Below are 22,229 nucleotides of genomic sequence, written 5' to 3'. Positions count from 1 at the left end.
TGATCCCATCCCGAACTCAGCAGTGAAACGTTTTAGCGCCGATGGTAGTGTGGGGTTTCCCCATGTGAGAGTAGGTCATTGCCAAGCACCTAATAGAGAAACCCCGGTCACGCTGTGATCGGGGTTTTTTTATGCCTGTGAGAAATGAGATACTTTGTATGCATATTTGATGTATCAGTTAGCATTTCATTTTAGGGTTTCTGATTATTTTTCCTGTATTATTTACCTGCAACTCATTATTAATAAATAGGCTATGAAATGTCGGAGTCAACGGTTTTTGTTCTCATCGCTTTAGGCGTGTTGATTATTTTTTTCCTCTCGTTTTTTATTTATAAGAAATACATATCGTTAGCAAATATTAAGAGGGCTCAAGCAGAGCAGGCTGAGCGTTTACGTGCTGCACAACAAGAAAAGTATAAGTATATTATTGATAGTCTAAAGATTTTATCTCAGGCTTTAATGACAGGGCAGGTGGGTGTGGTTGAAGGATCGATTCGAATAAAAGTGCTGATTGATCATCATGACCCTGATCTACATAAAAATCAGTCTTATACGGTATTCTCCGATATTTTTGCTGAAACCGAGCATATCCCATTTTTAAAGGCCTGGAAGGAACTTGATAAACGCTCCCAACGTAAATATGAACTCTTTATGTCTGATATTGAGGAGAATAGAGGTGAAGAGGTAAAAGCTGCGGCTGTGAAGCTAAATGCTGAGCTGAGTCGGCCCCTTCACTGACGTGGATTTTATTGTTGTTTTTCTTGTCACTTTATTTCTTTTACTCTTGCTCGTAGTGTCAATGCTATTTGGCCGGGCCCCCACATACCGACCAGATAAGAAGAGTGCTTGTTTATTGATTTCAGAATTATGTGATGGGAAATCTGAGGATGACAGGTGGCTCCTGTTCATTAGCATTCCTATAGTGCATGACCCTGACTTAGAGAAAATCCGGCTGCAATGCTATGAACTTGAGCTGCAAGCTGAAGATAACAAGGATGTGTGCTTTGGTTCGGGAATATTTCGCTACAACCCCGTAGGGATGAAACAATTAGAACAGATTAGGCAAAAGTTAAAGATATTGATAGATAATGAGCCGACTTACCGTTCTTTTTGAGTTTCGGTTTTATTTTGTATTTTTAATGAACGAGATAGGCGCCATACGTACTTCCAGATGGTTCGCCAAGCCGGTATTTGACTTTCAAGCAATTCCTGGATTTCTGCCACGCAACATTCGATCTCGGGTAATTCATATAACCCTGAGATTCCAGCCAGTTGATGATTGATCTGTTTTAAAGCAGAAATGTCCTGTAATTCATAAGCCTGTTTGAGTCTATTGATTAGAGATTGAAGCTCTTTGTGTATTTTTTCATGTCCAACACCATATTCAAGAATATCCGTTGTATGAGGAGATGGGGGGCATAGTGCTTTCGCATTCACGTCTTCCTGAGTGAAGCGCCTGATGGTGTCTAAGAGTTCATTATCATTGATTGGCTTAAGCAGAACCTTAGAAATACCTGCGTCATAGAGGGCGGTGTGTTCTCTCGGGATAATGTTGGCAGTTAATGCAATAATTGGTAAGTCTGGCCACTGTGTTTTAATCTGTCTGGTCGCCTCAAAGCCATCCATGACGGGCATGTGTGCATCCATTAAAACAATGTCAGGCTTGTGCTCTTGAACAAGCTGAATTGCTTCCAGCCCGGTGCTGGCTAAGAATGTCTGAAAATTATAAGTATCAAGAATTTTCTTAATCAGTATGCTATTAAATTCATTATCTTCAGCCACAACAATTCTTATCTGCTGTTCCGGTTTTTTTTCTTCGGTGATTATTTTTTTGAGTTTCGCTGCTTTGTTTAATGCCTGATAAATACGATGAGGTCTGACTGGTTTGTTTAATATGGATATGTTTGAGCTCATGATGGGGAGGTTCAGGCAATTGGGCGAAAGTACGATAACCTCTGTGCCGTTAGATTCTATTAGTGGTAATGCTGCCAGAACGGATTCGTGAAGCTCATGGTTAGCAGGTATGCCAAGGATGATAGTGTCGTAAGTCCGCGTTAACTGCAGTAGTTGTGTTAAGTCGTTTGTCGTAACGAGCGTAGAAATCTGTTTTTCTAATTCAATTTTGAGAGCCTTGCTTAGTGTAGTATTGGCTTCATAATAAAGTACTGATTTTTGTAATTTTTCTACCTTTGTATCGATCTGTTCTTTTTGTGGTATCACTTTGAGTGCGAGAATAAGTGTAAGGGTCGTCCCTTTGCCTTGTTCGCTGCTCATGGATAATTTTCCTCCCATAAGCTCCGTAAGTCTTTTTGCAATCACTAAGCCAAGACCGGACCCGCCAAAGCGCCGTGTGATAGATGTATCTGCCTGAATAAAGGCTTTAAACAGTTGATTGAGCTGTGCCTGCGGTATACCAATGCCGCTATCGATAATTCGGATTGTGAATACACTTTGCTGTGTATTCATTGATTTTGTTTCAAGATGGACTTCAACGTAGCCACTGTCTGTGAATTTGACCGCATTAGATACGATATTTGAAATAACTTGTCGCAGCCTTGTTGGGTCTCCTTCTACTTCAAGGTAGTTTGTATCAGGTATATTGGCTATCAGTTCCAGTCCTTTTTCATGTGCTTGTGGTGCTTGCATTTCCAGGACGTCGTAGATGACCTCTACCAGGTTAAACGGAATATTTTCTATAGAAATGGCATCTTGCTGGAGTTTAGAAAAGTCCAGAATGTCATCAATAATAGATAGTAGCATCTGTGATGTTCGGTTGATGATTCGGATGTTTTCCAACTGCTCATCTGAGCAGGGGCTTTGTTGGAGTAGTTTGGCGAAACCGACAACAGATGTTAACGGAGTACGTAGCTCATGGCTCATGCGGGCTAAAAAGTCATCTTTGGCTTTGTTTGCCTCATCTGCGCGTCTCCTTGCTTTTCCTAAGGCGCTATTTTGTTGCTCTAAATGGTCTAAAGTTGATTGTAAACGCCGCGTCGCTAGTTCAACTCTTGATTCTTGATTTTTGATTGACGTGTGGATCGTATCTGCGAGGTTGTTGAGCCCAAAAGCGAGCGAGTTGAACTCACCGGTATAGGAATTGGTTATTCGTGCCTCATAATCACCAGCCTGAATCTTTTCCATTACTTGTGTGAGCTCAAGTATGGGTAAACTGATACGTTTGCCAAAACGCCGGGCCAGAAAAAAGGTAAAAATGAAACCTGCTAATAGCAGCATGGAGTTTGCAAAAAAGATTTGCTCCTCTTTTTTTATTTTTCTTGATTCCGATAGTACGACAACTACCCAACCTACAGTGTCAACTATCTGTTCTGACTCCAGAAATTCGGCATTGTCTAAAAAAGGAATACCCGTGGTGACTATAGGTTGTGTGAAATACCAATATTGACCCTCTTGATATGTTTGTGCAGCAGATACTTTTAAATCTACATTAAATTGATCAGAGCGTAAGATTAATTCATATTTGCCGTTAAGAAATAAGATATCAGCAACATCCTGCTCTAAGAGGGGACCTTTACTGAGCGATTTAAGTAATTCGTTATTATTAGTAATAAAGCCAAATTCTGACGATGATGCAATTAACCGAGCCAGTAACTGCCCTCTTTCTATAAGTGACTGCTCCGCATCATGCAAGCGTGTATAAGTGAAGTATCCACCTAATAGTAATGAGATAAAGAGGAGCGGCAAAAGGGTCAGCAGGAGAATACGTTGTCTGATTCCGAGTTTATCTAACAAACCTGAAGTCATGTTAATTGATCCCTTCCAATTGATGTTGCAAGATGTCAGTGTTTGGGAGCTGGATCTGTATGGTGTGTGCAGATTGATAATTTAATTTTACGGTAAAGTATTTCGGGTGCTCGGGCTTTGGCCAGGAACCTGTTGTTATAAAAGTATTTAATGCTTCAGCCGTATGTTTGCCAATTTGTTCCGGCGATGAAAATACTGCAGCGAGCGCACCGGCATCTACGTATTTTTCAGAAAAGCCGATAAGTGGTTTCCTCCCCCGAAGTGTAATAAATAAAGACCACTTGGCGCTGGCGCGATTGAAGGCTGATTTATCGGGAATAGCTAAAAAGATATCAGTATCCTGAATAACGGGTTGCATGGTGTTAACAGGATTATCATCAGGGTTAAGCAGCACTGATTTGATCCTGAATCCGGTTTCTGCCGCTGCTTGATGAAGGCGCTGACTTTCCTTTATCGATGAGGCTCCAAAAACAGTGCCGATGGTTGTTCCTTGTGGAGAAATCAGGCGCGCTAAGGTCAATTGCCGAAGCATTGATTGGTCAATAAAGATGGCGGTTGTGTTTTGTAGACTTCTTGGCGAGTTGCTAAGTAATTGCTCAAAGACTCGACGAGGCAAAAAGCTGGCAATAACCGGCGCTTCTGGAAATTTGTCTAAGGCTATTTCAAATGCCGCTGACCCTACTGTTAAGAGCAGTTGCGGAGGCGCAGGAATAGTGTCAATGGTAGCTGGTGTGTATTCCTCAATTTGAATATTTGACTGGAGTGTCCTACGAATAGTACGAACCACCACTTGGTAAGCTGGACTTTCAGAACTAACTAATACAGTTAGCTTACCCGCAGCAAAAGCCGGACAAAAAATGGATGTAAATAAGAGGCTGGCAACTATTGTTACCAGTCTTATTTTTGTTATATTCCACTTTCTGTTGTTCATATCTTAGGGCAGTCCTTGCCAGAGGTTTAAAAATCTAACGTCATTGTTAAGTATAGACGTCGGTCATAAAGGTTTTTAATCTGAAATTCTGAGTACTGCTGATCAAACATGTTTTTTACTAAGAGGCTGGTCGTTAATTGCCTGTTATGGCCTAAGTGAAAAGATTTAGAAACATTGAGGTCAGTTGTCTGATAGCTTTCTTTTATATTTGAACCTAACCACGTCACATCTGACAGATAATTAAAAATAAGACTGGCATCCACAGAGGGTGTAAAGCGGTGATTGAGTAACAGCGTTGCTGTATGGCGCGGTGATGCGTCATCATACCGTTGGTCGGCCTTCCCGGGATAAGAGCCACGTCTGTATATGCCGCTGAGCTTGTTTAAGCTGTAAGCAAAGTGGATCAGGTCTTTATCGGTAGGTTTTAGGCTGGCTTGAATTTCAACGCCGCGCGACTTTCGATTGGATGCATTACGTAATTCTCTGACTTCGTCATTAAACGCGGCACCGGCAAATTTTTGCTGAGCCGATTTGATGTCAATCGGCCCTTCATAAAACCAGTTATCCAGTCCATGTGAAATACGTTCGTTAAAAAACTTCAGATCGAGAAAACCACTTTGTTGTGGAAATAGCCAGAAGATGCCTACTTCTGCAGCGTTTAGCTTTTCAGCTTCAATACTGTCGTTAGCAAAAGAAACATAGTCGTAAGGTACGCCTTCAGGGAATATGTAAGCGGTTTGCCCGTTTTCTTCCAGCAATGAGGGTGTGCGAAACGCTTGGGTTATGGCTCCACGTAACGTTAAAAAATGGGTGAGTTTGTAGTTTGATGCAAGTCTTATTGAGTTAGAAGGTGAAGTGATTGAGGATAATTCCGACATGAACCCCGCATTCCAGCTGAGTTTGTCTGTTTGTTTCCATTCGGCATTGCTGAAAATAAAATAAACCTCTTCATCGACTGTTTTATCATGGCCTAAAAGTACGATGCTGGATGCTTTTTCGTAACGTAATCCTAATCCGGACGCTAGTGTGAAAGCGTTGCTTGGAGAAAAGGTGTGTTGGATTTCAGCACCGTAGGTTTCTGTTTTGCCATTTTCTGCGCTGGTGTTAACGTTAAAGTCACTCACTTGAGTACTTGGGAAGGGGTAAGTATTACCCATAACAGATGCAAGGAATGCTAATTGCCCATTGAGCTGGATTAGCCCAGGATCATTTAAAAGTTCGGACGTAGGATATGACTGGGTTTTTAATTCCAGGTAGTTATGGTAAAGCTGAGTATTCAACTCATTTTTTTCATCAATGATGCGGTTCCACTGTAAATGCTGGAAGTGGGAAAAGTGCTCCCTGTCCTGAAACTCCCTTAATTCACCTTGATTACCGCCATCACCGATGACCATCGTGCCATTATTAAACCCGGCAGTAAAATCAATGCTGTCATAAAGTGACGGGGTAAAAACAAGATGGATATTACCTAAATTGAGATTTTCCCCATCCTGTTGAAAGTCAAAACCGTTATTTTGTTCATGCCCCAGACTGACGCGATAATACAGATCATTCACTTTTCCATTAAACGCTGTCGTTATGTCTCTCTTACCCTGAGACCCGACAGTTGTCGTGATCTGAGAGGATGGCTGCTCTATCGGATTTTTTGTGATGATATTGATTGCACCCATCAGCGCATTAGACCCATAAGAGGGTACATTGGAGCCTCGCACCACTTCTATACGTTGTATATCGCTTATCGATATCCCCAGCGTGTTCCAGGCAACAGTCGAGAGTAAGGGGATATAGACGGGACGTCCGTTAATACGGACATCCAGGTTTCGTGGGAACTCACCAGACGCACCATGATAGGTTACGGCGTATTTATTCGCATTGGGTGTATATACCTGAAAGCCCGGAACCAGCTTAAGTAAGTCCGCAATATCAATGGCCCCGGACGCTTGTATTAATTCCTGAGTAATGACGGTGGTGGATACCGGCACTTCCGAAATATCCTGAGAGATACGTGTTGCGGAGACTATTTCAGGAATATCGCTGAATAAGTCGGTTTCACTATAAGCGTGGCAGGCGATACTCGGGATGGATAAAGCGATAGATAATAGAAGTTGCTGAACACGATCCAAGCGCGGATAAATCATATGACACCTGATAGTTAAGTATTACTAGATGCGTGTGCCAACATAAATAATGATGGCCAGCATAATCACTGCTTCAATAATAAATCCATTGTTTGTCAGAGCCCAATCTAGCATGCTGAATAATCACTAAAGAATTGCTAGAAGAATAACGAATTTAGAGTGGAGGTAGTAGGTTTAAATCTAATAGGTGACAGAAAATCTGTATGAAGGCACCTATTTGGCCGTCAGGTAAGTGAGGATGAAAGCGTTCTTTTAAAGAGCCCTTTTCAGCGCTTCACTTCGCAGCCATTGTGTTAAGTAGGACGCTTGGATAAATACTTGATCAAGCAAAAATTTTTTGTGTGCTAGCGGCTAATTTATTGGTTATGTTACGCAAATCATGGCAGTCTTATCAGCTCATATTACTCACAGGTTTTTGACATATGTCAGACGATATAGGCCCTCTGGTAGACCTCATTGTTAACTCAGAAGAGTCTGGCACAGACTTTGATAAAGAAGCACTACAGGATCAACTGGAAGATCTTGAGTATGATCAATGGGCACTGTTACTAGAGGCGTTGCCGACTGAAGAGCGGTTGTCGCAATGGCAGTTGGTTCCTGTTGAGATGCAGGCTGAAGTGCTTGTTGATATGCGCTCGGATGCACGTCTGTCCATTATCAATACATTGCCTTCTGATATGCTTGAACAGCTTTTCGGTCGGTTGTCGCCGGAAGACCTGATAGAGCTGTCTGATTCTCTACCAGAGCATCTGATCGATCTTGCTTTGCAGCAGATGAATCAAAAGCAACGGCAGTTTTTCGAGCACAGTAGCCAATATAACGACAATCAAATAGGTCGTTATGCCGATCATAATCTATTGATTCTGCCTCAGAATGCGAAGGTTTATGACGCCTTACGTTTGTTACGTCGCGATATTCCGGAATGTACGGATGCATTATTTCTGACGGATCGGGCAGGGCGTTATGCAGGAACAGTTCCTTTGCACAGTACGTTTGGCTCGCCGGGGCATATCCCACTGGTGGAATTGTTAGATGAGGATGCAGAGCCATTAGCCGCAGAAACCAGTTTAGAAGAAAGTGCCGAAATTCAGGAAAAATCGGATTATGTGCTTCTTCCGATTGTTGATGCAAAAGGAATGCTTATTGGTCGTATGACCATCAAGGATGGTTTTCAGATCCTGCGGGAAACACATGATGCTGAGCAGATGGCCAGAGCGGGTTTGTCCGAAGATGAAGATCTGTTTTCACCTGTCTGGAAAAGTTCGATGCGCCGGGCAACATGGCTCGGGATCAATCTACTGACGGCATTTCTTGCTTCATGGGCTATTGGTTTATTTGAAGCAACGCTGCAGCAAGTGGTCGCACTGGCTGTATTAATGCCGATAGTTGCTTCAATGGGCGGGATCGCTGGCAGCCAAACGCTGACACTGATTATTCGTGGTATTGCTTTGGGGCAGATATCCAGAGGTAACCTTTCACCTTTGCTTATTAAAGAGTTAAGTGTAGGTGGTTTTAACGGCATTTTATGGGCGTTTGCCATCGGCGGGATTGTCGCGTATTGGTTTTCGGATATGATGATCGGCATCGTGATTGCTGCGGCGATTGCTATCAATATTGTTGCGGCAGCTTTCTCTGGCGTCCTGATTCCTGTGTTACTGGATAAAATGAAGATTGATCCGGCTTTGTCGGGGTCAGTGATACTGACAACCGTTACCGATGTGGTGGGGTTCGTTACATTTCTCGGCTTAGGTACACTATTTTTGCTTTAAAATTCAGTGATTAAATATATTAAAAGGTGCTCTGCCTCTCATCAGGAGAGATTTGTGCACTGCAGTAATTATGTTAGTCTTGTGTACAACAAGGCTGTGTTAATGTTGTGCTTTGCATTAAGTTGGCTGACAGTTCTGCTGTTGGACTCAGGCTTTGAATAATGACTTTTAAAAGGAATGGATAATGCTGACAGGTAAAAATGCGGTTGTGACGGGTTCTACTTCTGGTATTGGTTTGGCAATAGCCCGCGGGCTGGCTCAGCAGGGTGCTAATGTCATGATTAATGGTTTAGGAAGCCCGCAAGAGAACGAAGCGATCAGAGCCTCTATCCAAGCTGATTTCGCTGTTCAGGTTCTATTCTCTTCAGCAAACATGCTCAAGTCAGATGAAATAGCCGGCATGATCACTGAAGCAGAACAGACTTTCGGTTCTGTCGATATTCTGGTTAACAATGCGGGTATCCAGTTCGTTTCGCCCGTTGAAGACTTCCCCGAAGAGAAGTGGGATGCCATTATCGCGATTAACCTGACGGCGGCCTTCCATTCGACAAAGGCTGTTATTCCTGGCATGAAGCAGCGTGGATGGGGACGTATTATCAATACCGCCTCTGCGCATGCCTTGGTTGCGTCTCCCTTTAAATCGGCTTATGTAGCAGCTAAGCACGGAATTGCTGGCCTGACTAAAACGGTTGCATTGGAATTGGCCGAGTTTGGCACTACGGTTAATGCGATTGCGCCGGGTTATGTCTGGACGCCATTGGTAGAAAAGCAAGTGGCCGATACAGCTAAGGCGCGTGGGATTACAGAAGAACAGGTTAAACAGGATGTGATGCTTAAAGCACAACCGACGAAAAAGTTTGTCACAGTTGATGAGGTTGCAGCGGTTGCCGTGTTCCTCTGTAGCGACGGAGCGGCATCTATCACAGGCACGACGCTTCCTGTGGAAGGTGGCTGGACTGCACAGTAGAAAATTGAATTTTAAATTCTCTACTATCAGAGAAGAATGTGCTCAGGCTCAATAATGTTTACAAGGAAGACTACACGGATGCGTAAAAAATCGGTCAACCTGGCACTGCAAGGTGGTGGCTCACATGGGGCGTTTACCTGGGGAGTGCTGGATTATTTTATGGAAGATGGGCGTGTCAGTGTAGAGGGCATTTCGGGTACCAGTGCGGGTGCAATGAATGCGGTTGTGTTGGCGCAAGGATATATGGACGGTGGCGCGGATGGTGCTCGCGACGCACTTGAGCAATTCTGGCGGCAGGTGTCGCATATGGGAAGGTTTAGCCCCATTAAGCGAAGTCCTTTGGATATTCTGACAGGGAGTTGGAATATCGGTGGCTCTCCTGCTCAGGTGATGCTTGATCTGTTAAGCCGGGTTGCTTCTCCTTATGATACTAACCCGCTGAATATTAATCCCTTACGTGAATTGGTTGAGTCCAGCATCGACTTTGAAAAGGTCAGAGCGTGCAGCGCCTTAAAGCTATTTATTGCGGCGACCAACGTGCATTCGGGTAAGATAAAAGTGTTTGAGCGTGAAGAACTGACGGCGGATATGATCTTAGCTTCTGCGTGCTTACCCTTCCTCTATCAAGCCGTTGAAATTGATGGTGTACCTTATTGGGACGGTGGTTATGTGGGTAATCCACCTCTGTATCCTTTGTTTCATACGACTAAGTCCAGAGATGTATTAATCGTGCAGGTGAATCCGATTGAGCGTAACGACACGCCCAAAACCGCGCTGGATATACAGAATCGCGTCAATGAAATTTCGTTCAATTCATCTTTATTAAGGGAGTTGCGTAGCGTTGAATTTGTGCATCGATTGTTAAAAGAGCATAAACTGGATAAAGAACATTATGCTGACATATTAGTGCATAGGATCGAAGCCACCGAGGAGATAAACCCATTATCAGCTTCCAGTAAAATGAATTCTGAGTGGGAATTTTTGACACATCTGCGTGATATTGGCCGTGAATCAGCCAAGGCATTTCTTGATGAACATTATGAGGGTTTGGGTGTGCGATCCACGCTTGATTTGAAGCATGAGTTTTCATAATATTATTTTATAAAATGAAGTTAATATAAGTGAAGTTTATATAAGCGCACTTCATATCAGCAAGGCGGCGTAGTAAAACTTATACAAAAGATCGAAACAAGGAGCCCGGCGGGCTCCTATTGCATATCCGCTTTTATGTAAGACTATTTCAATTGTGCAAGTAAAGCTTCAGCCACTGCTGCAGATGATGCTGGATTCTGGCCGGTTATCAGCAGACCGTCCTGAACGATATAAGGGCTCCAGTCCGGCCCCTTACTATACTGCCCACCGCGGCTTTCCAATTCGTCTTCCAGTAAGAAAGGTACTATTTCAGTCAGTCCAACCGCGGCTTCTTCCGTGTTGCTGAAACCTGTGACTTTTTTTCCTTTGAATAAGGCTTCGCCCTGAGCATTTTTAGTATTCAGCAATACACTCGGCGCATGGCAGACAGCAGAAACAGGTTTACCTTGTTGGTAAAACGTCTCAATCAGTTTAATAGATGCAGTATTGTTGGTGAGATCCCACATCGGGCCATGCCCGCCCGGATAGAATATCGCATCGAAATTATCTGCTGATAGCTCGGCTAGCTTGCTTGTGCTGGCTAATTTTTGCTGTAATTCGCTATCCTTATCAAAGCGACGCGTGGCTTGTGTCTGGAAATCTTCCAGTTCGCTTTTAGGGTCGATAGGAGGCTGCCCACCGGCAGGAGAAGCGAGGGTTATGTTAACGCCCGCATCTGCCAAGGTGTAATAAGGTGCAGCAAACTCTTCAATCCAAAAGCCGGTTTTCTCGCCACTATCGCCCAATGTATCATGCGATGTGAGTACAAAAAGAACGTTCATGTTGATAATTCCTGTAAGTAAGCCATTTTGTAGGGCTTTTAATTAATTTCTGACATCCGTCAGATCAGGCAAGCTTTACCAGCATTTTACCGGTATTTTTTCCCGTAAACAGACCGATAAAGGCTTCAGGCGCTTGCTCTATGCCTTGGTATACGGTTTCTTTAGCACTGATTTTTCCTTGTTGAATCCACTGCGTCATCTGTTCAACAAAGGCGGGATAGCCATCCCAGTGATCAAACACAATAAAGCCCTGCATTGTCAGTTTTTTGATAATCAGTTGTGACAGGTTTGATGGGCCAGCACTGGGTGATGTTGCGTTGTATTGGTCAATCATGCCGCATACGGCAATCCTGCCATAGTCGTTCATCAGGTTCAGAACGGCTTCAAGGTGTGCGCCACCGACATTCTCAAAATACACATCAATACCCTGAGGGCAGGCTGTCGCTATGCTCTCTTGCAGGTTATCTGTGGTTTTGTAATTAACCACTGCATCGACCCCGAGCTCTTCAAGTAGGTAGCGGGCCTTTTCATCGGAACCCACACTACCGGCAACATAGCAGCCTTTTAGTTTAGCAATCTGACAGACAATGGCGCCTACCGCACCCGAAGCGGCGGAAACAAAGACGTTGTCACCCTCTTTGAGTTGGGCTATTTTGCTGAGTCCGGTGTAAGCCGTCATTCCTGGCATGCCGAGTACACCGAGAAAAGCCTGGTCCGCGATGTCTGTTTTCGGTAAGAGTTGCAGATCTGCACCCGAGGTACTGAAGTACTCGCGCCAGCCACTCATGTTGGCAACTTTGCTGCCAACAGGAAAAGCAGGATTATTTGTTTCAACCACTTCACCGATCGCACCACCGCTCAATACTTCATCAAGTGCGAAGGGTGCAATATAACTTTTGCGTTCAAGCATGCGACCGCGCATGTAGGGATCAACAGACATCCATAGATTTTTAACCAGCACTTCGCCCTCTTTGAGCACGCTCACAGGTACTGAAACCAGGCTGAAGTCTTCGCTGCCTGGGATACCTGAAGGGCGATGTTTAAGATGAATTTCCCGACTTGATTCGATATACATATTTCTGCCTGATAATTATGTGTAAATGATAGGCTCTAATATAAACTTGCTTGCAATATGCTTCCAATGCATTATTAAAATATCCGCAATAACTTTGAGTAATGATGAATGAGTATTGCTCGCTTATCGGCAGCTGACCTGAACCTTCTTCCTGTATTTCAAGTATTGCTGGAGGAGCGCAATGTTACCCGGGCGGCCGGACGTTTGAATTTAACGCAGCCTGCTATTAGCCGGAATCTGGCGCGTCTGAGACAGCTCTTTAATGATCCGTTATTTACTCGTACGCCGAAAGGGTTGTCTCCTACACCTCGGGCAGAAGCGTTGGCGTCACAGTTGTACCATTCGTTACAAGAGCTCAGTTTATTGATTGAGCCTCCTCTGTTTATTCCGTCAGAAGCACAAAATACATTTAGACTAGCTACCACGGATTATGGCACGCAGGTGCTATTACCGGCAGTGGTAAGTCGCCTCAGAAGAGAGGCGCCCCATGTGGATCTGGAAATTATTCCCTGGCAAGAGAATTTGCTGCATCAACTTGATCAGGAAAGTATTGATTTAGCTATCTGCACGGTAACCGATGCCCCGGCAGCGGTGCATGGCCGGGGAGTGGGGGATGATAAATTTGTCTGCGTTGTTAGCGCGGCTAATCCACTCTCTGAGAGCGGTATTGATTTGCAAGCTTATGCCCGCCAGCCACATGCGTTAATCACTATGGGAGGTGCGCGTAAAGGCGCGATTGATTATTTACTGGAAGAACAAGGACTGGCAAGACGCATTGCGCTGCGAGTTCCTCATTTTGTTGCAGCACTATCGCTGGTGGCACAAAGTGATCTGATATTAACAATCCCTTTTGGCTTAGCTCAAAGTTGCGCTCAGCATTACCAGCTGAAAATTTTACCTTTTCCTATGGAGCAGAGCGGCTTTACTTACTCGATTGTTTGGCACGAGCGCTATATGAAAGATGCTGCTCATATCTGGCTTCGCCAGTTAGTATTTGAGGAACTAACAGAGACACTTCACAAGTTGAAGACAAATTTCACAGCGTAAATTCATAGCGCTGACTTTATAGTTGTGCCGCATGTGTATCGTCACGTTGTTCAGGCACGGGCTGTTCGGTGATAAAGCGCTGCATTAACGTATTAAGACCGCTTGCCTGATCATGCATTGCTTCAGCGGCGGCGGATATCTCTTCGACTAGCGCTGCATTTTGCTGAGTTATGTCATCAATAGATTCGATGGCAAGTGTGATTGGATAAATACCATTGGCTTGCTCCTGGCTGGAGTCGCTGATCTCCTGAGACAGCCGGTTTACCTCCTCGATACTGGTGGTGATCTGTTGCAGAGCATCGGCAGACAACTGCACTTTTTCAGTACCCTCGGTGATACGCTCATTGGTATCCTGAATAAGTGATTTTATCTCCTTAGCGGCTTGCGCAGATTTTTGTGATAATGCGCGTACTTCACTGGCAACAACGGCAAATCCGCGTCCTTGTTCACCGGCTCTGGCGGCTTCTACGGCGGCATTGAGTGCGAGTAAATTAGTCTGGAAGGCAATGCTGTCAATTAGCCCTGTAATTTCACTAATATGTTTGCTGGAGGTTTGGATAGCTGCCATGGCATGGATCGCACCTGCCATGACAGCAGCGCTTTGGGCGGTAATATCTTTAGTTTGGTTGACGACAATATGTGTCTGATTGGCATTTTCTGCGGTTGCCCGGATCGCTTCACTTATCTGCTTAATGCTGACACTGGTTCTTTCGATGGAGAGTGCTTGCTCTTGCGTCCGGCTTGAGAGGTCATTATTCCCCAGGTATATCTCTTTAGTTGCATTGGCGACATCAGAGGCGGAGGCTCGTACTTCATTGACTAACATGGCAATAGCCTGCTGGCCGTGATTGATCGCTAGTTTTAGCTCGTCAAAGCGTCCCTGATATTGGCCGTTTATTCGTGATACTAAATTCCCCTGAGATTGAAGGCCCGCTACCAGTACGGCTTCTGATGTGGCTTCACTAACGGCATTCAGCGAGTCATTCAGGTTTTCTTTCAAAAAATGTAATTGGCCAGGGAGTGGGCTTTCAATCCGCAGATTAAATTCACCCTTTTTCATGGCTTCCGTAATGCTGTTGACTTCCCGTATGGCGACTCCAATATTCAGCATAGCCGTTTGTGCTGATTCAATCATACTCTGGTAATCGCCGGTTAGTGTCGTGTCTATTTCAACATCAAATTCACCTTTGGATAAAGACTGCATCAAATGTTTTAGGGTAAGAATACTGGTTTGGGTGTGCTCGGCATGGTGATTAATGGCTTGCTTCAGGTCGTTAAGGTCACCGCGTAATTCACGCGATACTCTGCCGCTGAAGTCACCCATTGCCATCTTGTTCATCACTGATTTTGTATCAGACAGGGCATCCTGAGTGGCTTGTAACAATTGATTAACGGCTTTGCTGGCTTGTCCGATTTCATCCTCGCTGGAAATAATTAATCGAGATGAAAAGTCACCACTTTTTTCAACCTGATGGATGGTGTGTGCCAGTTGAGTAATGGGTGTGGTTATTCTTTGCGAAATTCGCCATGCAGCAAAAATAATAATTAAGGTACCGGATAAACCAATAAAAAGTATCCAAAGTTTCAGCGTAGTGACGGCGGCGAACGCTTCAGTTTCATCAATCTCGACCAATAACCCCCAACGATTGCCTCCTACCTCTATCGGTGAGTATGAAGAAAGAACCCGGTTGCCTTTATAATCCATAATTAATTGGCTACCTGTTTCGCCTGAGATGGCTGCTTTTGCAGCTACGGTTGTTACTTTTCCTGTAGAAGGGTTGGCAAAAGAGGTCGCGACTGAGTGGTTTTTTGGGTCAAGAAAAGAATCAGAGCGCATCAGAAAATCAGAGCCAATCAGGTAGGATTCACCGCTTTCTCCCATGCCTTCACGTATTCCCATAATGTCATTAATAGGATCGATAGGGATTTCTAATACGACGACTAAAGCGAGCGTCCCGTTTGCATTATAGACAGGGGCACCTATAAAGCGTTCGGGGGCACCGGAGCTTGGCTCGTAAGGTGCGAAATCCACTTCCGCGTAGTGCCCTGTTTGTATGATATTGCGGAAAAGATCCCCCAAATGAGATTGTCGGTATGGCCCTGTCATCACGTTGGTCTGATAGTCGGCTTCTTTCGCAACGGTATAAGAGATCAGTCCATTAGGTTCAATTAAAAGCAGGTCAACATAGTCATGATTATCCAGATAGGTTGCAAATAGATTATTGCCCGCTGTGTTTTGCTCGTTGATGACTTGTTGAAGTGTATCGGTATTTAGGAGCGTACTGAGTATCGACGCGAGACTGATCGTATCCCGGCGGCTGACTGCCATGAAGTGCTCGATCTGTTTGGTTTTAATGCTGCGCACAGCGTCAAGCTGCTGATAGCTTTGTTTTGACAGAGAGTCACTGGCTTTGTAAACGGATATCATTGCTAGAATCGTAAACGGTACTATACCTATCAATAGAAAACTGATGAGTAGTTTTACGTTTATGTTCAGGTTATTAAAAGATTTCAATCTTGCCTCCAAGCGACGCTAGCGAACGGCCCTGTCATTTGATTCTCTATGCAGTATAGAAGATATGAAAGCAAATGTGTTGCAGACAAAATTCTCTGTATGTAGATGGGTACACGCATAATGACTCTGTCTGTTACCCATCATGACAGGGAGCTTATAATCAATGATGTCAGTGAGATAGTCGTGTTGTGAGAAGGTTTTTAGGCGTATTCACTTTATGATACTGATTTTTAGCGTTGACAGGGCCGGTGGTGAAGGGTGGCCCTGATCTTAAGAGGTGAGGTGTTGAGATGTTACAGCGTTATTTTTTTTCCAGCGCCAGATAATTATCAATGCCTTTAATCTGATCTTCCGGGTGATGGTTTACATACAGCACAGAGGTTTCGCTACCCGCGCAGATTTTCTCGATTAGCGCCAAAACCAGTTGACGGTTCATATCATCAAGACCCAAACAAGGCTCGTCGAGAATCAAGAGTGGCGGATGTTTTACCATTGCCCGGGCAATTAACAACAGCCGTTGATCACCGTATGAGAGCTTATTGAAGGGCACATCAGCACGCTTACTCATGCCCAGTAAAGCCAGCCACTCATCCGCTATTTTCTTTTGACGATCAGTCGCTTTGGTGTAAAGGCCGATGCTGTCATAGAAGCCTGAAATAATGACATTACGCAGGCCTGTGCCGACCTTGTATTCCCATTGCAGGGCGGTGGAAACGTAACCGATAAATTGCTTTATCTGCCAGATACTTTCGCCGTTACCCCGTTGGAAACCAAAGACGAAAATATCGTTAACATAACACTGTGGATGATCGCCGGTAATCAATGAAAGTAAACAGGTCTTGCCGCTACCGTTGGGGCCACTGAGTTGCCAATGCTGATTGCGTTCGATGGTCCAATTCAGTGAATCGATAATTTTATGATCATCATATTTAATGTCGATATTGTTGAGACGCACCAGTGGCTGAGTGGGGTCTAAGCGCGGAATTGCCGTTTCAGGGTCGGCCGCAGGTACTTCTAAATCAGTGGTTTTTAAATGTAGCAACTGATACAGCTCGTTGTATGCTTTGCTGTCATTTCGATCAATCTGGTGTTGCAGCCGGCCATGATCGACATAGGCGATATGCGTGATAAACTCAGGAAACTCATCAAAGCGGTTAAGAACCAGTACCATGGGCACGGTTTCTACCAGTGATGTTAAATATTCTTGCAGCATTTCAAGTGTATATGCATCCAGCCCATCGAATGGCTCGTCCAGAACCAGCAAGTCAGGCTCGCTGGCTAACGCGCGTATTAGCATGACTTTGCGTGATTCACCTGTAGAGAGTTTACGAAAAGCCCGGTTAACCAACGACTGTATAGAAAATTTTTCTACTAACTCATCGATGAGCTGTTGATTGCTATTGCCGGGGTTTAGTATTTCGTAAACCGGCGTGCCTGCGGAGATCACATCCATGATGTCCGCGTCATCTTTTTTCAGTTCGGCTTCTATCAGTTCAGCCTGCGCTTCAAAAGAGACAATGCCTACTTTTGCCGGCACACCGCTCAGTGTTCCTGACATGTGTTCGCCTATACCTGCAAGTACGGCAGCCAGTGCCGATTTGCCTGAACCGTTTGCGCCTGTGATAACCCAGTGCTGGCTATCATCAATGTGCCAGTTGATCTCATCTAATTGAAAACGGTCGTCAAAATTAATGGTCAGATTATCTAGGCGAATATTCATAGGTATCCGGAGTCCACTTGTCGTCGCAGGGTAGAGGATTAACATTCAAAAAAAAGGCCAGGAGATGAGTCCCGGCCTTCATTTACCTGTAAGGGGTTACAGGTGCGATCGTGATTATACGATCTTCTTCATATCAGCCATGTGGCCACGTAGTACAGTACCGATCGCTTCTACAGGGTGAGCGCGAAGAGCCGTGTTCACTTCGATCAAACGCGCGTTATCAACGCCATTGTCGTCGACAGCCAGGCCTCTGCCGATGACATCAGTTTTGATACCTTTCATGAAGTCAGCCAAGAGTGGCAGACAAGCATGGTTGTACAGGTAGCAACCGTATTCAGCCGTATCAGAGATAGTAGCGTTCATCTCGTAGAGTTTCTTGCGTGCGATCGTGTTGGCGATTAGCGGAGTTTCATGCAGAGACTCGTAGTATGCAGAGTCAGCAACGATGCCGGCCGCTGTCATTGTTTCAAAAGCCAGTTCAACACCCGCTTTAACCATGGCAACCATCAGGATGCCGTGGTCGAAGTATTCTTGTTCAGAAATTTCTACATCGCCCGCTGGTGTTTTTTCGAATGCTGTTTCAGCTGTTTCTGCGCGCCATCTAAGCAGATTAACGTCGTCGTTAGCCCAATCTTCCATCATAGTGCGGGAGAAAGTACCGTCGATGATGTCATCCTGGTGCTTGTTGTATAGCGGACGCATGATCAGTTTAAGCTCTTCTGACAGATCAAATGCTTTAATTTTAGCTGGGTTAGACAAGCGATCCAGCATGTTGGTTACGCCGCCGTACTTCAGTGCTTCGGTAACGGTTTCCCAGCCAAACTGAATCAGCTTAGATGCGTAACCAGGGTCGATACCTTCTTCAACCATTTTGTCGAAGCACAACAGAGATCCAGTCTGTAACATACCGCAAAGAATAGTCTGTTCGCCCATCAGGTCAGATTTAACTTCCGCGATGAAAGAAGACATCAATACGCCTGCTTTATGGCCTCCAGTACCTACGGCGTAAGCTTTAGCCAGCGCCAGACCTTCACCTTTAGGGTCGTTGTCTTCGTGAACAGCGATCAGTGTAGGTACACCGAATCCGCGCACGTATTCGTTACGTACTTCAGAGCCCGGGCACTTAGGAGCAACCATGATAACGGTTAAGTCTTCACGGATTTTCATACCTTCTTCAACGATGTTGAAACCGTGAGAGTAAGACAGGCAAGCGCCTTGCTTCATCAAAGGCATGATGGCATTAACAACAGCGGTATGCTGCTTATCAGGTGTCAGGTTAAGAACAACATCGGCAGTAGGGATGAGTTCTTCATAGGTACCAACAACGAAACCGTTCTCAGTCGCACTTTTCCAGGATTGACGTTTTTCAGCAATCGCTGCAGCACGCAATGTGTAAGATACATCGCAGCCGCTATCACGTAGGTTCATACCCTGAGCTAAGCCCTGGGCACCGCAACCGATAACAACGATTTTTTTGCCTTTGAGTGCTTCTACACCGTCTGGAAACTCAGAAATGTCCATAAAACGGCATTTCGCCAGTTGCGCAAGCTGCTCACGCAGAGGCAGGGTATTGAAGTAATTATTTGGCATATCTGGTAGTTCCCTGATAATTTCGTTGTTGCCACATCGGCAAAAACAATAATTCATAGATTTGTCATGCACAGCTCTGTGGTGCATAGCTTTGTCATGCTAAATTTGCTTAGCGGCCTATTATATACGGTGCTACTGCAAATTTTAATAGCGCTACTTTATAGAAATTTGAGTCTTGCGTATATTGATATATATTCATTACTACGTTGCGTTATTTGCATCGACGGATGTGATGCAAGGATTGTCTCCGGCACTTCTCACTGTCTTATATTCTTTGGGCTCTCTAATGAGTCGACCGACAGAATAATCCGATCTGCAAATTTCCCTACCTCTATTGAACCTCGATGCTTTTCCTGAAAAACGTGCCATGCCGCATCGCTAGTATCACCCGGATTGCCCCGTTTCTTCATGAATCTAATGGCGGCTCAAGGTGTTGTTTATGTTTCCTGTAGAGGAACCAGCAAAGCAGACTGGAGAGCAATAACAGAAAAACACTGAGTGATATCTGACCGCTAGAGTTGATGTTCAGTCCGTTTCCACCCAGTACAAAAAGTGTGCTTTGCGGTAAAAAACCCAAAAATGAAGCACTAAAAAATAGCTTTGCAGGGAGTTGGGTTGTTCCCGCAGCAAGGTTTGTCAGCATGTTGGTACCCAAGGGTAAAAAGCGAATGGTCAGGATCTTTAAAAATGCCTGATCCACAATGAGACTGTCGAGTTTTACAATGGCTCCAGGAAAACGCTGTCGCACCCAGGGACGGGCGACAAACCGAGCGAACCAGAACGTTAGCAGTGCGCCGAAGCTAATACTGCTGATCGCCAATAGCACGCCTTCAAATAAGCCAAAGCTATAACCGCCAATCAGTGCAATCAGTTGCCTTGGTAAACCAACCGCGGCGGTGCAGGTAGCGAATATAACGAAGACAAGCATACCAAAAAAGCCTTGCTGATCTACCCAGACGCCGAGTGCTTTTGCGTCAATGTATGGCTCGATATATTTCAGCGGTGGAAAAGCATAAACCAGGTATCCAGCAGCCAGCATAAATAGCAAAAGCAGTATCAGTGGCGTCTTAGTGCTGTTGAAAATGCTATTTATTAAAAAGCGATTAATAGAAATGACGTTGCCTGCGCTTAATGAATTATCTGTATTATTGAGAAAATAGTTTATGCCGTTAGTTCAACTATTTATCGGCAGGAAAAACTTATCTGTAGAAAAAAAGTCTTGATGTATAACTGAAACTCCTCTGCGTGTTTTCTATCAAGTATTTATTGCCTGTAGCGCTGCAGCCACCGTCGGATATCGCTTACTTCAGGGTGATTGATTATCAATATTTTACTGAAACTTATTCATTATTTTGATGGATTATCAACAAAACTCCTAGGTGTTAACTTTCATCAGTATTCAACTGACCTGTGAACGGAGCAACCATGCTTAAATTACCTGAAAGCTCAGGGTTTCAGCCAATCAATCAGGGTTATAACTCAGTATTTCGTCCTGATAAATTGAGCCTTGGTGTGGTGGTTCCGTTGGAAACCTATGATAGCGGGCCGGTACCAACGATGACGCATCATCTTGAGCGAATTCAACTGGCAGAAAAGCTCGGATTTTCGGCCATCTGGCTACGGGACGTTCCCTTTAATGTACCTTCGTTTGGCGATGCCGGGCAGCTCTTTGATCCCTTCGTCTATCTGGGGCTTCTGGCTGGGCAGACGGACAGGATCGCATTGGGCGTTGCTAGTATAGTGTTGCCATTACGCCATCCTGCGCATGTGGCTAAGGCTGCTGCCAGTATCGATCAGCTGTCCGGCGGCCGACTCATTTTAGGCGTGGCTTCGGGCGACCGGCCCGAAGAATACCCAGCACACAACTTATCCTTTGATGATCGGGGTAAGCGGTTTCGTGAAAGCTACGAATACATAAAGCATATGTGGCAGAACAACCCGGAATTCGAGAGTAGTTACGGACGCTTATCTGGTGATATGGATATGTTACCTAAACCCGTATCCGGACGATTGCCGCTGTTGATTACCGGTGGTAGTCAACAGGATCCGGCTTGGATCGCCGAGAATGCTGATGGCTGGGTAATGTATCCAAGAAGTCTGGCGTTGCAGTCGCAGATTATCCAGGATTGGCGAGCCAGGGTCGATATGGCTGGCAGACCCGCTCAACCCGTCATGCAACCACTCTATGTTGATCTGGCAGACGATCCTGATGCCAGAGCAGAACCTATTCATCTGGGGTTTCGGTTGGGTACCAACCAACTTAAGCGCTACCTTAAATCACAGGAAGCGATCGGCGTAAACCATGTAGCACTTAACCTGCGCTTTAATCAGGCAGATACAGAATCAACACTGAAGCGACTGGCTGAAGAGGTTTTGCCAGACTTTCTGAATCACGGAGAATAATCCATGCAAAAAACAATTCTTATAACCGGCTCCACCGATGGTATCGGATTGGAAACGGCCAAAATGCTGGTTTTACTGGGGCACCATGTTCTTCTGCATGGGCGTAACCCGGAAAAGTTGAAAGCGGTTGAAAAGATGCTCGCCGAGTTACCCGGGGAGGGGCTGGTTGAAAGCTATGTTGCCGACCTTTCACGTATGGCGGATGTTGAGCTACTGGCAAATGCAGTGGCACAAAAGCATTCAAAACTTGATGTGTTAATTAATAATGCCGGAATATACAGTGCGTCAGTTAGTCTCACTGAGAATGGGCTTGATCCGCGCTTTGCCGTGAATACTGTTGCCCCCTATCTGCTCACTCAGCAGCTTATGTCATTGTTAGGTACTTCAGGGCGGGTTATC

Annotated in this window: 16 protein-coding genes and 1 rRNA gene; 8 read left to right on the top strand and 9 right to left on the bottom strand. The window is 44.9% G+C overall.

Annotated elements, in window-relative coordinates:
• Both rrf and ABY436_RS11410 read left to right on the top strand, forming a co-directional pair.
• Positions 1-87, top strand: a 5S ribosomal RNA gene (gene rrf, locus ABY436_RS11415); the annotation flags it as partial.
• 210 nt (positions 88-297) lie between these two features.
• Positions 298-738 carry a DUF2489 domain-containing protein gene (locus ABY436_RS11410; protein ID WP_372739099.1) on the top strand — a complete coding sequence of 147 codons (441 nt, stop codon included), beginning with the start codon at positions 298-300 and terminating at the stop codon, positions 736-738.
• A 360-nt stretch (positions 739-1,098) separates the two neighbouring features.
• Here ABY436_RS11410 and ABY436_RS11405 read toward each other — a convergent pair whose 3' ends face one another.
• From ABY436_RS11405 to ABY436_RS11395, 3 genes are read right to left on the bottom strand one after another with little or no spacing between them, the layout of a single operon-like run.
• On the bottom strand, positions 1,099-3,762 hold the full coding sequence (locus ABY436_RS11405) for an ATP-binding protein (RefSeq protein WP_372739098.1): 2,664 nt from the start codon (positions 3,760-3,762) through the stop codon (positions 1,099-1,101).
• A gap of 1 nt (position 3,763) precedes the next feature.
• The gene (locus ABY436_RS11400) at positions 3,764-4,693 is read right to left on the bottom strand and encodes an ABC transporter substrate-binding protein (protein WP_372739097.1); all 930 of its coding nucleotides are present in this window, start codon (positions 4,691-4,693) and stop codon (positions 3,764-3,766) included.
• 26 nt (positions 4,694-4,719) lie between these two features.
• A complete protein-coding gene (locus ABY436_RS11395) occupies positions 4,720-6,831 on the bottom strand; it encodes a TonB-dependent receptor plug domain-containing protein (RefSeq protein WP_372739096.1) in 2,112 nt (703 codons plus the stop codon).
• 422 nt (positions 6,832-7,253) lie between these two features.
• On the opposite strand from ABY436_RS11395, the gene ABY436_RS11390 reads away from it, so the two are divergent.
• The 3 genes from ABY436_RS11390 (at position 7,254) to ABY436_RS11380 (ending at position 10,659) form a co-directional block, all read left to right on the top strand.
• Positions 7,254-8,600, top strand: a complete 1,347-nt coding sequence (locus ABY436_RS11390) for a magnesium transporter (protein ID WP_090729932.1) — start codon at positions 7,254-7,256, stop codon at positions 8,598-8,600.
• A 184-nt stretch (positions 8,601-8,784) separates the two neighbouring features.
• On the top strand, positions 8,785-9,567 hold the full coding sequence (locus tag ABY436_RS11385; RefSeq protein ID WP_372739095.1) for a 3-hydroxybutyrate dehydrogenase: 783 nt from the start codon (positions 8,785-8,787) through the stop codon (positions 9,565-9,567).
• A gap of 78 nt (positions 9,568-9,645) precedes the next feature.
• Positions 9,646-10,659 carry a patatin-like phospholipase family protein gene (locus ABY436_RS11380; protein WP_372739094.1) on the top strand — a complete coding sequence of 338 codons (1,014 nt, stop codon included), beginning with the start codon at positions 9,646-9,648 and terminating at the stop codon, positions 10,657-10,659.
• 143 nt (positions 10,660-10,802) lie between these two features.
• On the opposite strand, the gene ABY436_RS11375 is transcribed toward ABY436_RS11380, so the two are convergent.
• Together ABY436_RS11375 and ABY436_RS11370 are read right to left on the bottom strand one after the other, a co-directional pair.
• The gene (locus ABY436_RS11375) at positions 10,803-11,480 is read right to left on the bottom strand and encodes a type 1 glutamine amidotransferase domain-containing protein (RefSeq protein ID WP_372739093.1); all 678 of its coding nucleotides are present in this window, start codon (positions 11,478-11,480) and stop codon (positions 10,803-10,805) included.
• A 64-nt stretch (positions 11,481-11,544) separates the two neighbouring features.
• The gene (locus ABY436_RS11370) at positions 11,545-12,555 is read right to left on the bottom strand and encodes an NADP-dependent oxidoreductase (protein ID WP_372739092.1); all 1,011 of its coding nucleotides are present in this window, start codon (positions 12,553-12,555) and stop codon (positions 11,545-11,547) included.
• 108 nt (positions 12,556-12,663) lie between these two features.
• Here ABY436_RS11370 and ABY436_RS11365 point away from each other — a divergent pair, with 108 nt between their 5' ends.
• Positions 12,664-13,602, top strand: a complete 939-nt coding sequence (locus ABY436_RS11365; protein WP_372739091.1) for a LysR family transcriptional regulator — start codon at positions 12,664-12,666, stop codon at positions 13,600-13,602.
• 16 nt (positions 13,603-13,618) lie between these two features.
• Here the strand turns inward: ABY436_RS11365 and ABY436_RS11360 are convergent, their stop codons facing one another.
• From ABY436_RS11360 to ABY436_RS11345, 4 genes are all read right to left on the bottom strand, one after another.
• The gene (locus ABY436_RS11360; RefSeq protein ID WP_372739090.1) at positions 13,619-16,117 is read right to left on the bottom strand and encodes a methyl-accepting chemotaxis protein; all 2,499 of its coding nucleotides are present in this window, start codon (positions 16,115-16,117) and stop codon (positions 13,619-13,621) included.
• A gap of 301 nt (positions 16,118-16,418) precedes the next feature.
• Entirely contained in the window at positions 16,419-17,837 is a 1,419-nt protein-coding gene (gene modF / locus ABY436_RS11355) for a molybdate ABC transporter ATP-binding protein ModF (RefSeq protein WP_372739089.1), read from the bottom strand.
• 114 nt (positions 17,838-17,951) lie between these two features.
• The gene (gene ilvC / locus ABY436_RS11350) at positions 17,952-19,427 is read right to left on the bottom strand and encodes a ketol-acid reductoisomerase (protein WP_372739088.1); all 1,476 of its coding nucleotides are present in this window, start codon (positions 19,425-19,427) and stop codon (positions 17,952-17,954) included.
• Positions 19,428-19,833: 406 nt separating this feature from the next.
• The gene (locus ABY436_RS11345) at positions 19,834-20,466 is read right to left on the bottom strand and encodes a TVP38/TMEM64 family protein (RefSeq protein WP_372739087.1); all 633 of its coding nucleotides are present in this window, start codon (positions 20,464-20,466) and stop codon (positions 19,834-19,836) included.
• A 386-nt stretch (positions 20,467-20,852) separates the two neighbouring features.
• On the opposite strand from ABY436_RS11345, the gene ABY436_RS11340 reads away from it, so the two are divergent.
• Together ABY436_RS11340 and ABY436_RS11335 are read left to right on the top strand one after the other, a co-directional pair.
• Positions 20,853-21,830 (top strand): LLM class oxidoreductase, encoded by a 978-nt coding sequence (locus ABY436_RS11340; RefSeq protein ID WP_372739086.1) that lies wholly within the window; start codon positions 20,853-20,855, stop codon positions 21,828-21,830.
• 3 nt (positions 21,831-21,833) lie between these two features.
• Positions 21,834-22,229 (top strand): SDR family NAD(P)-dependent oxidoreductase (locus tag ABY436_RS11335; RefSeq protein WP_372739085.1); only part of this gene is annotated, 396 nt, incomplete at its 3' end.

Source organism: Neptunomonas sp., from assembly GCF_041601355.1.
Taxonomy (GTDB): domain Bacteria; phylum Pseudomonadota; class Gammaproteobacteria; order Pseudomonadales; family Balneatricaceae; genus Neptunomonas.
This window is presented reverse-complemented; position numbering and strand designations above follow the sequence as displayed.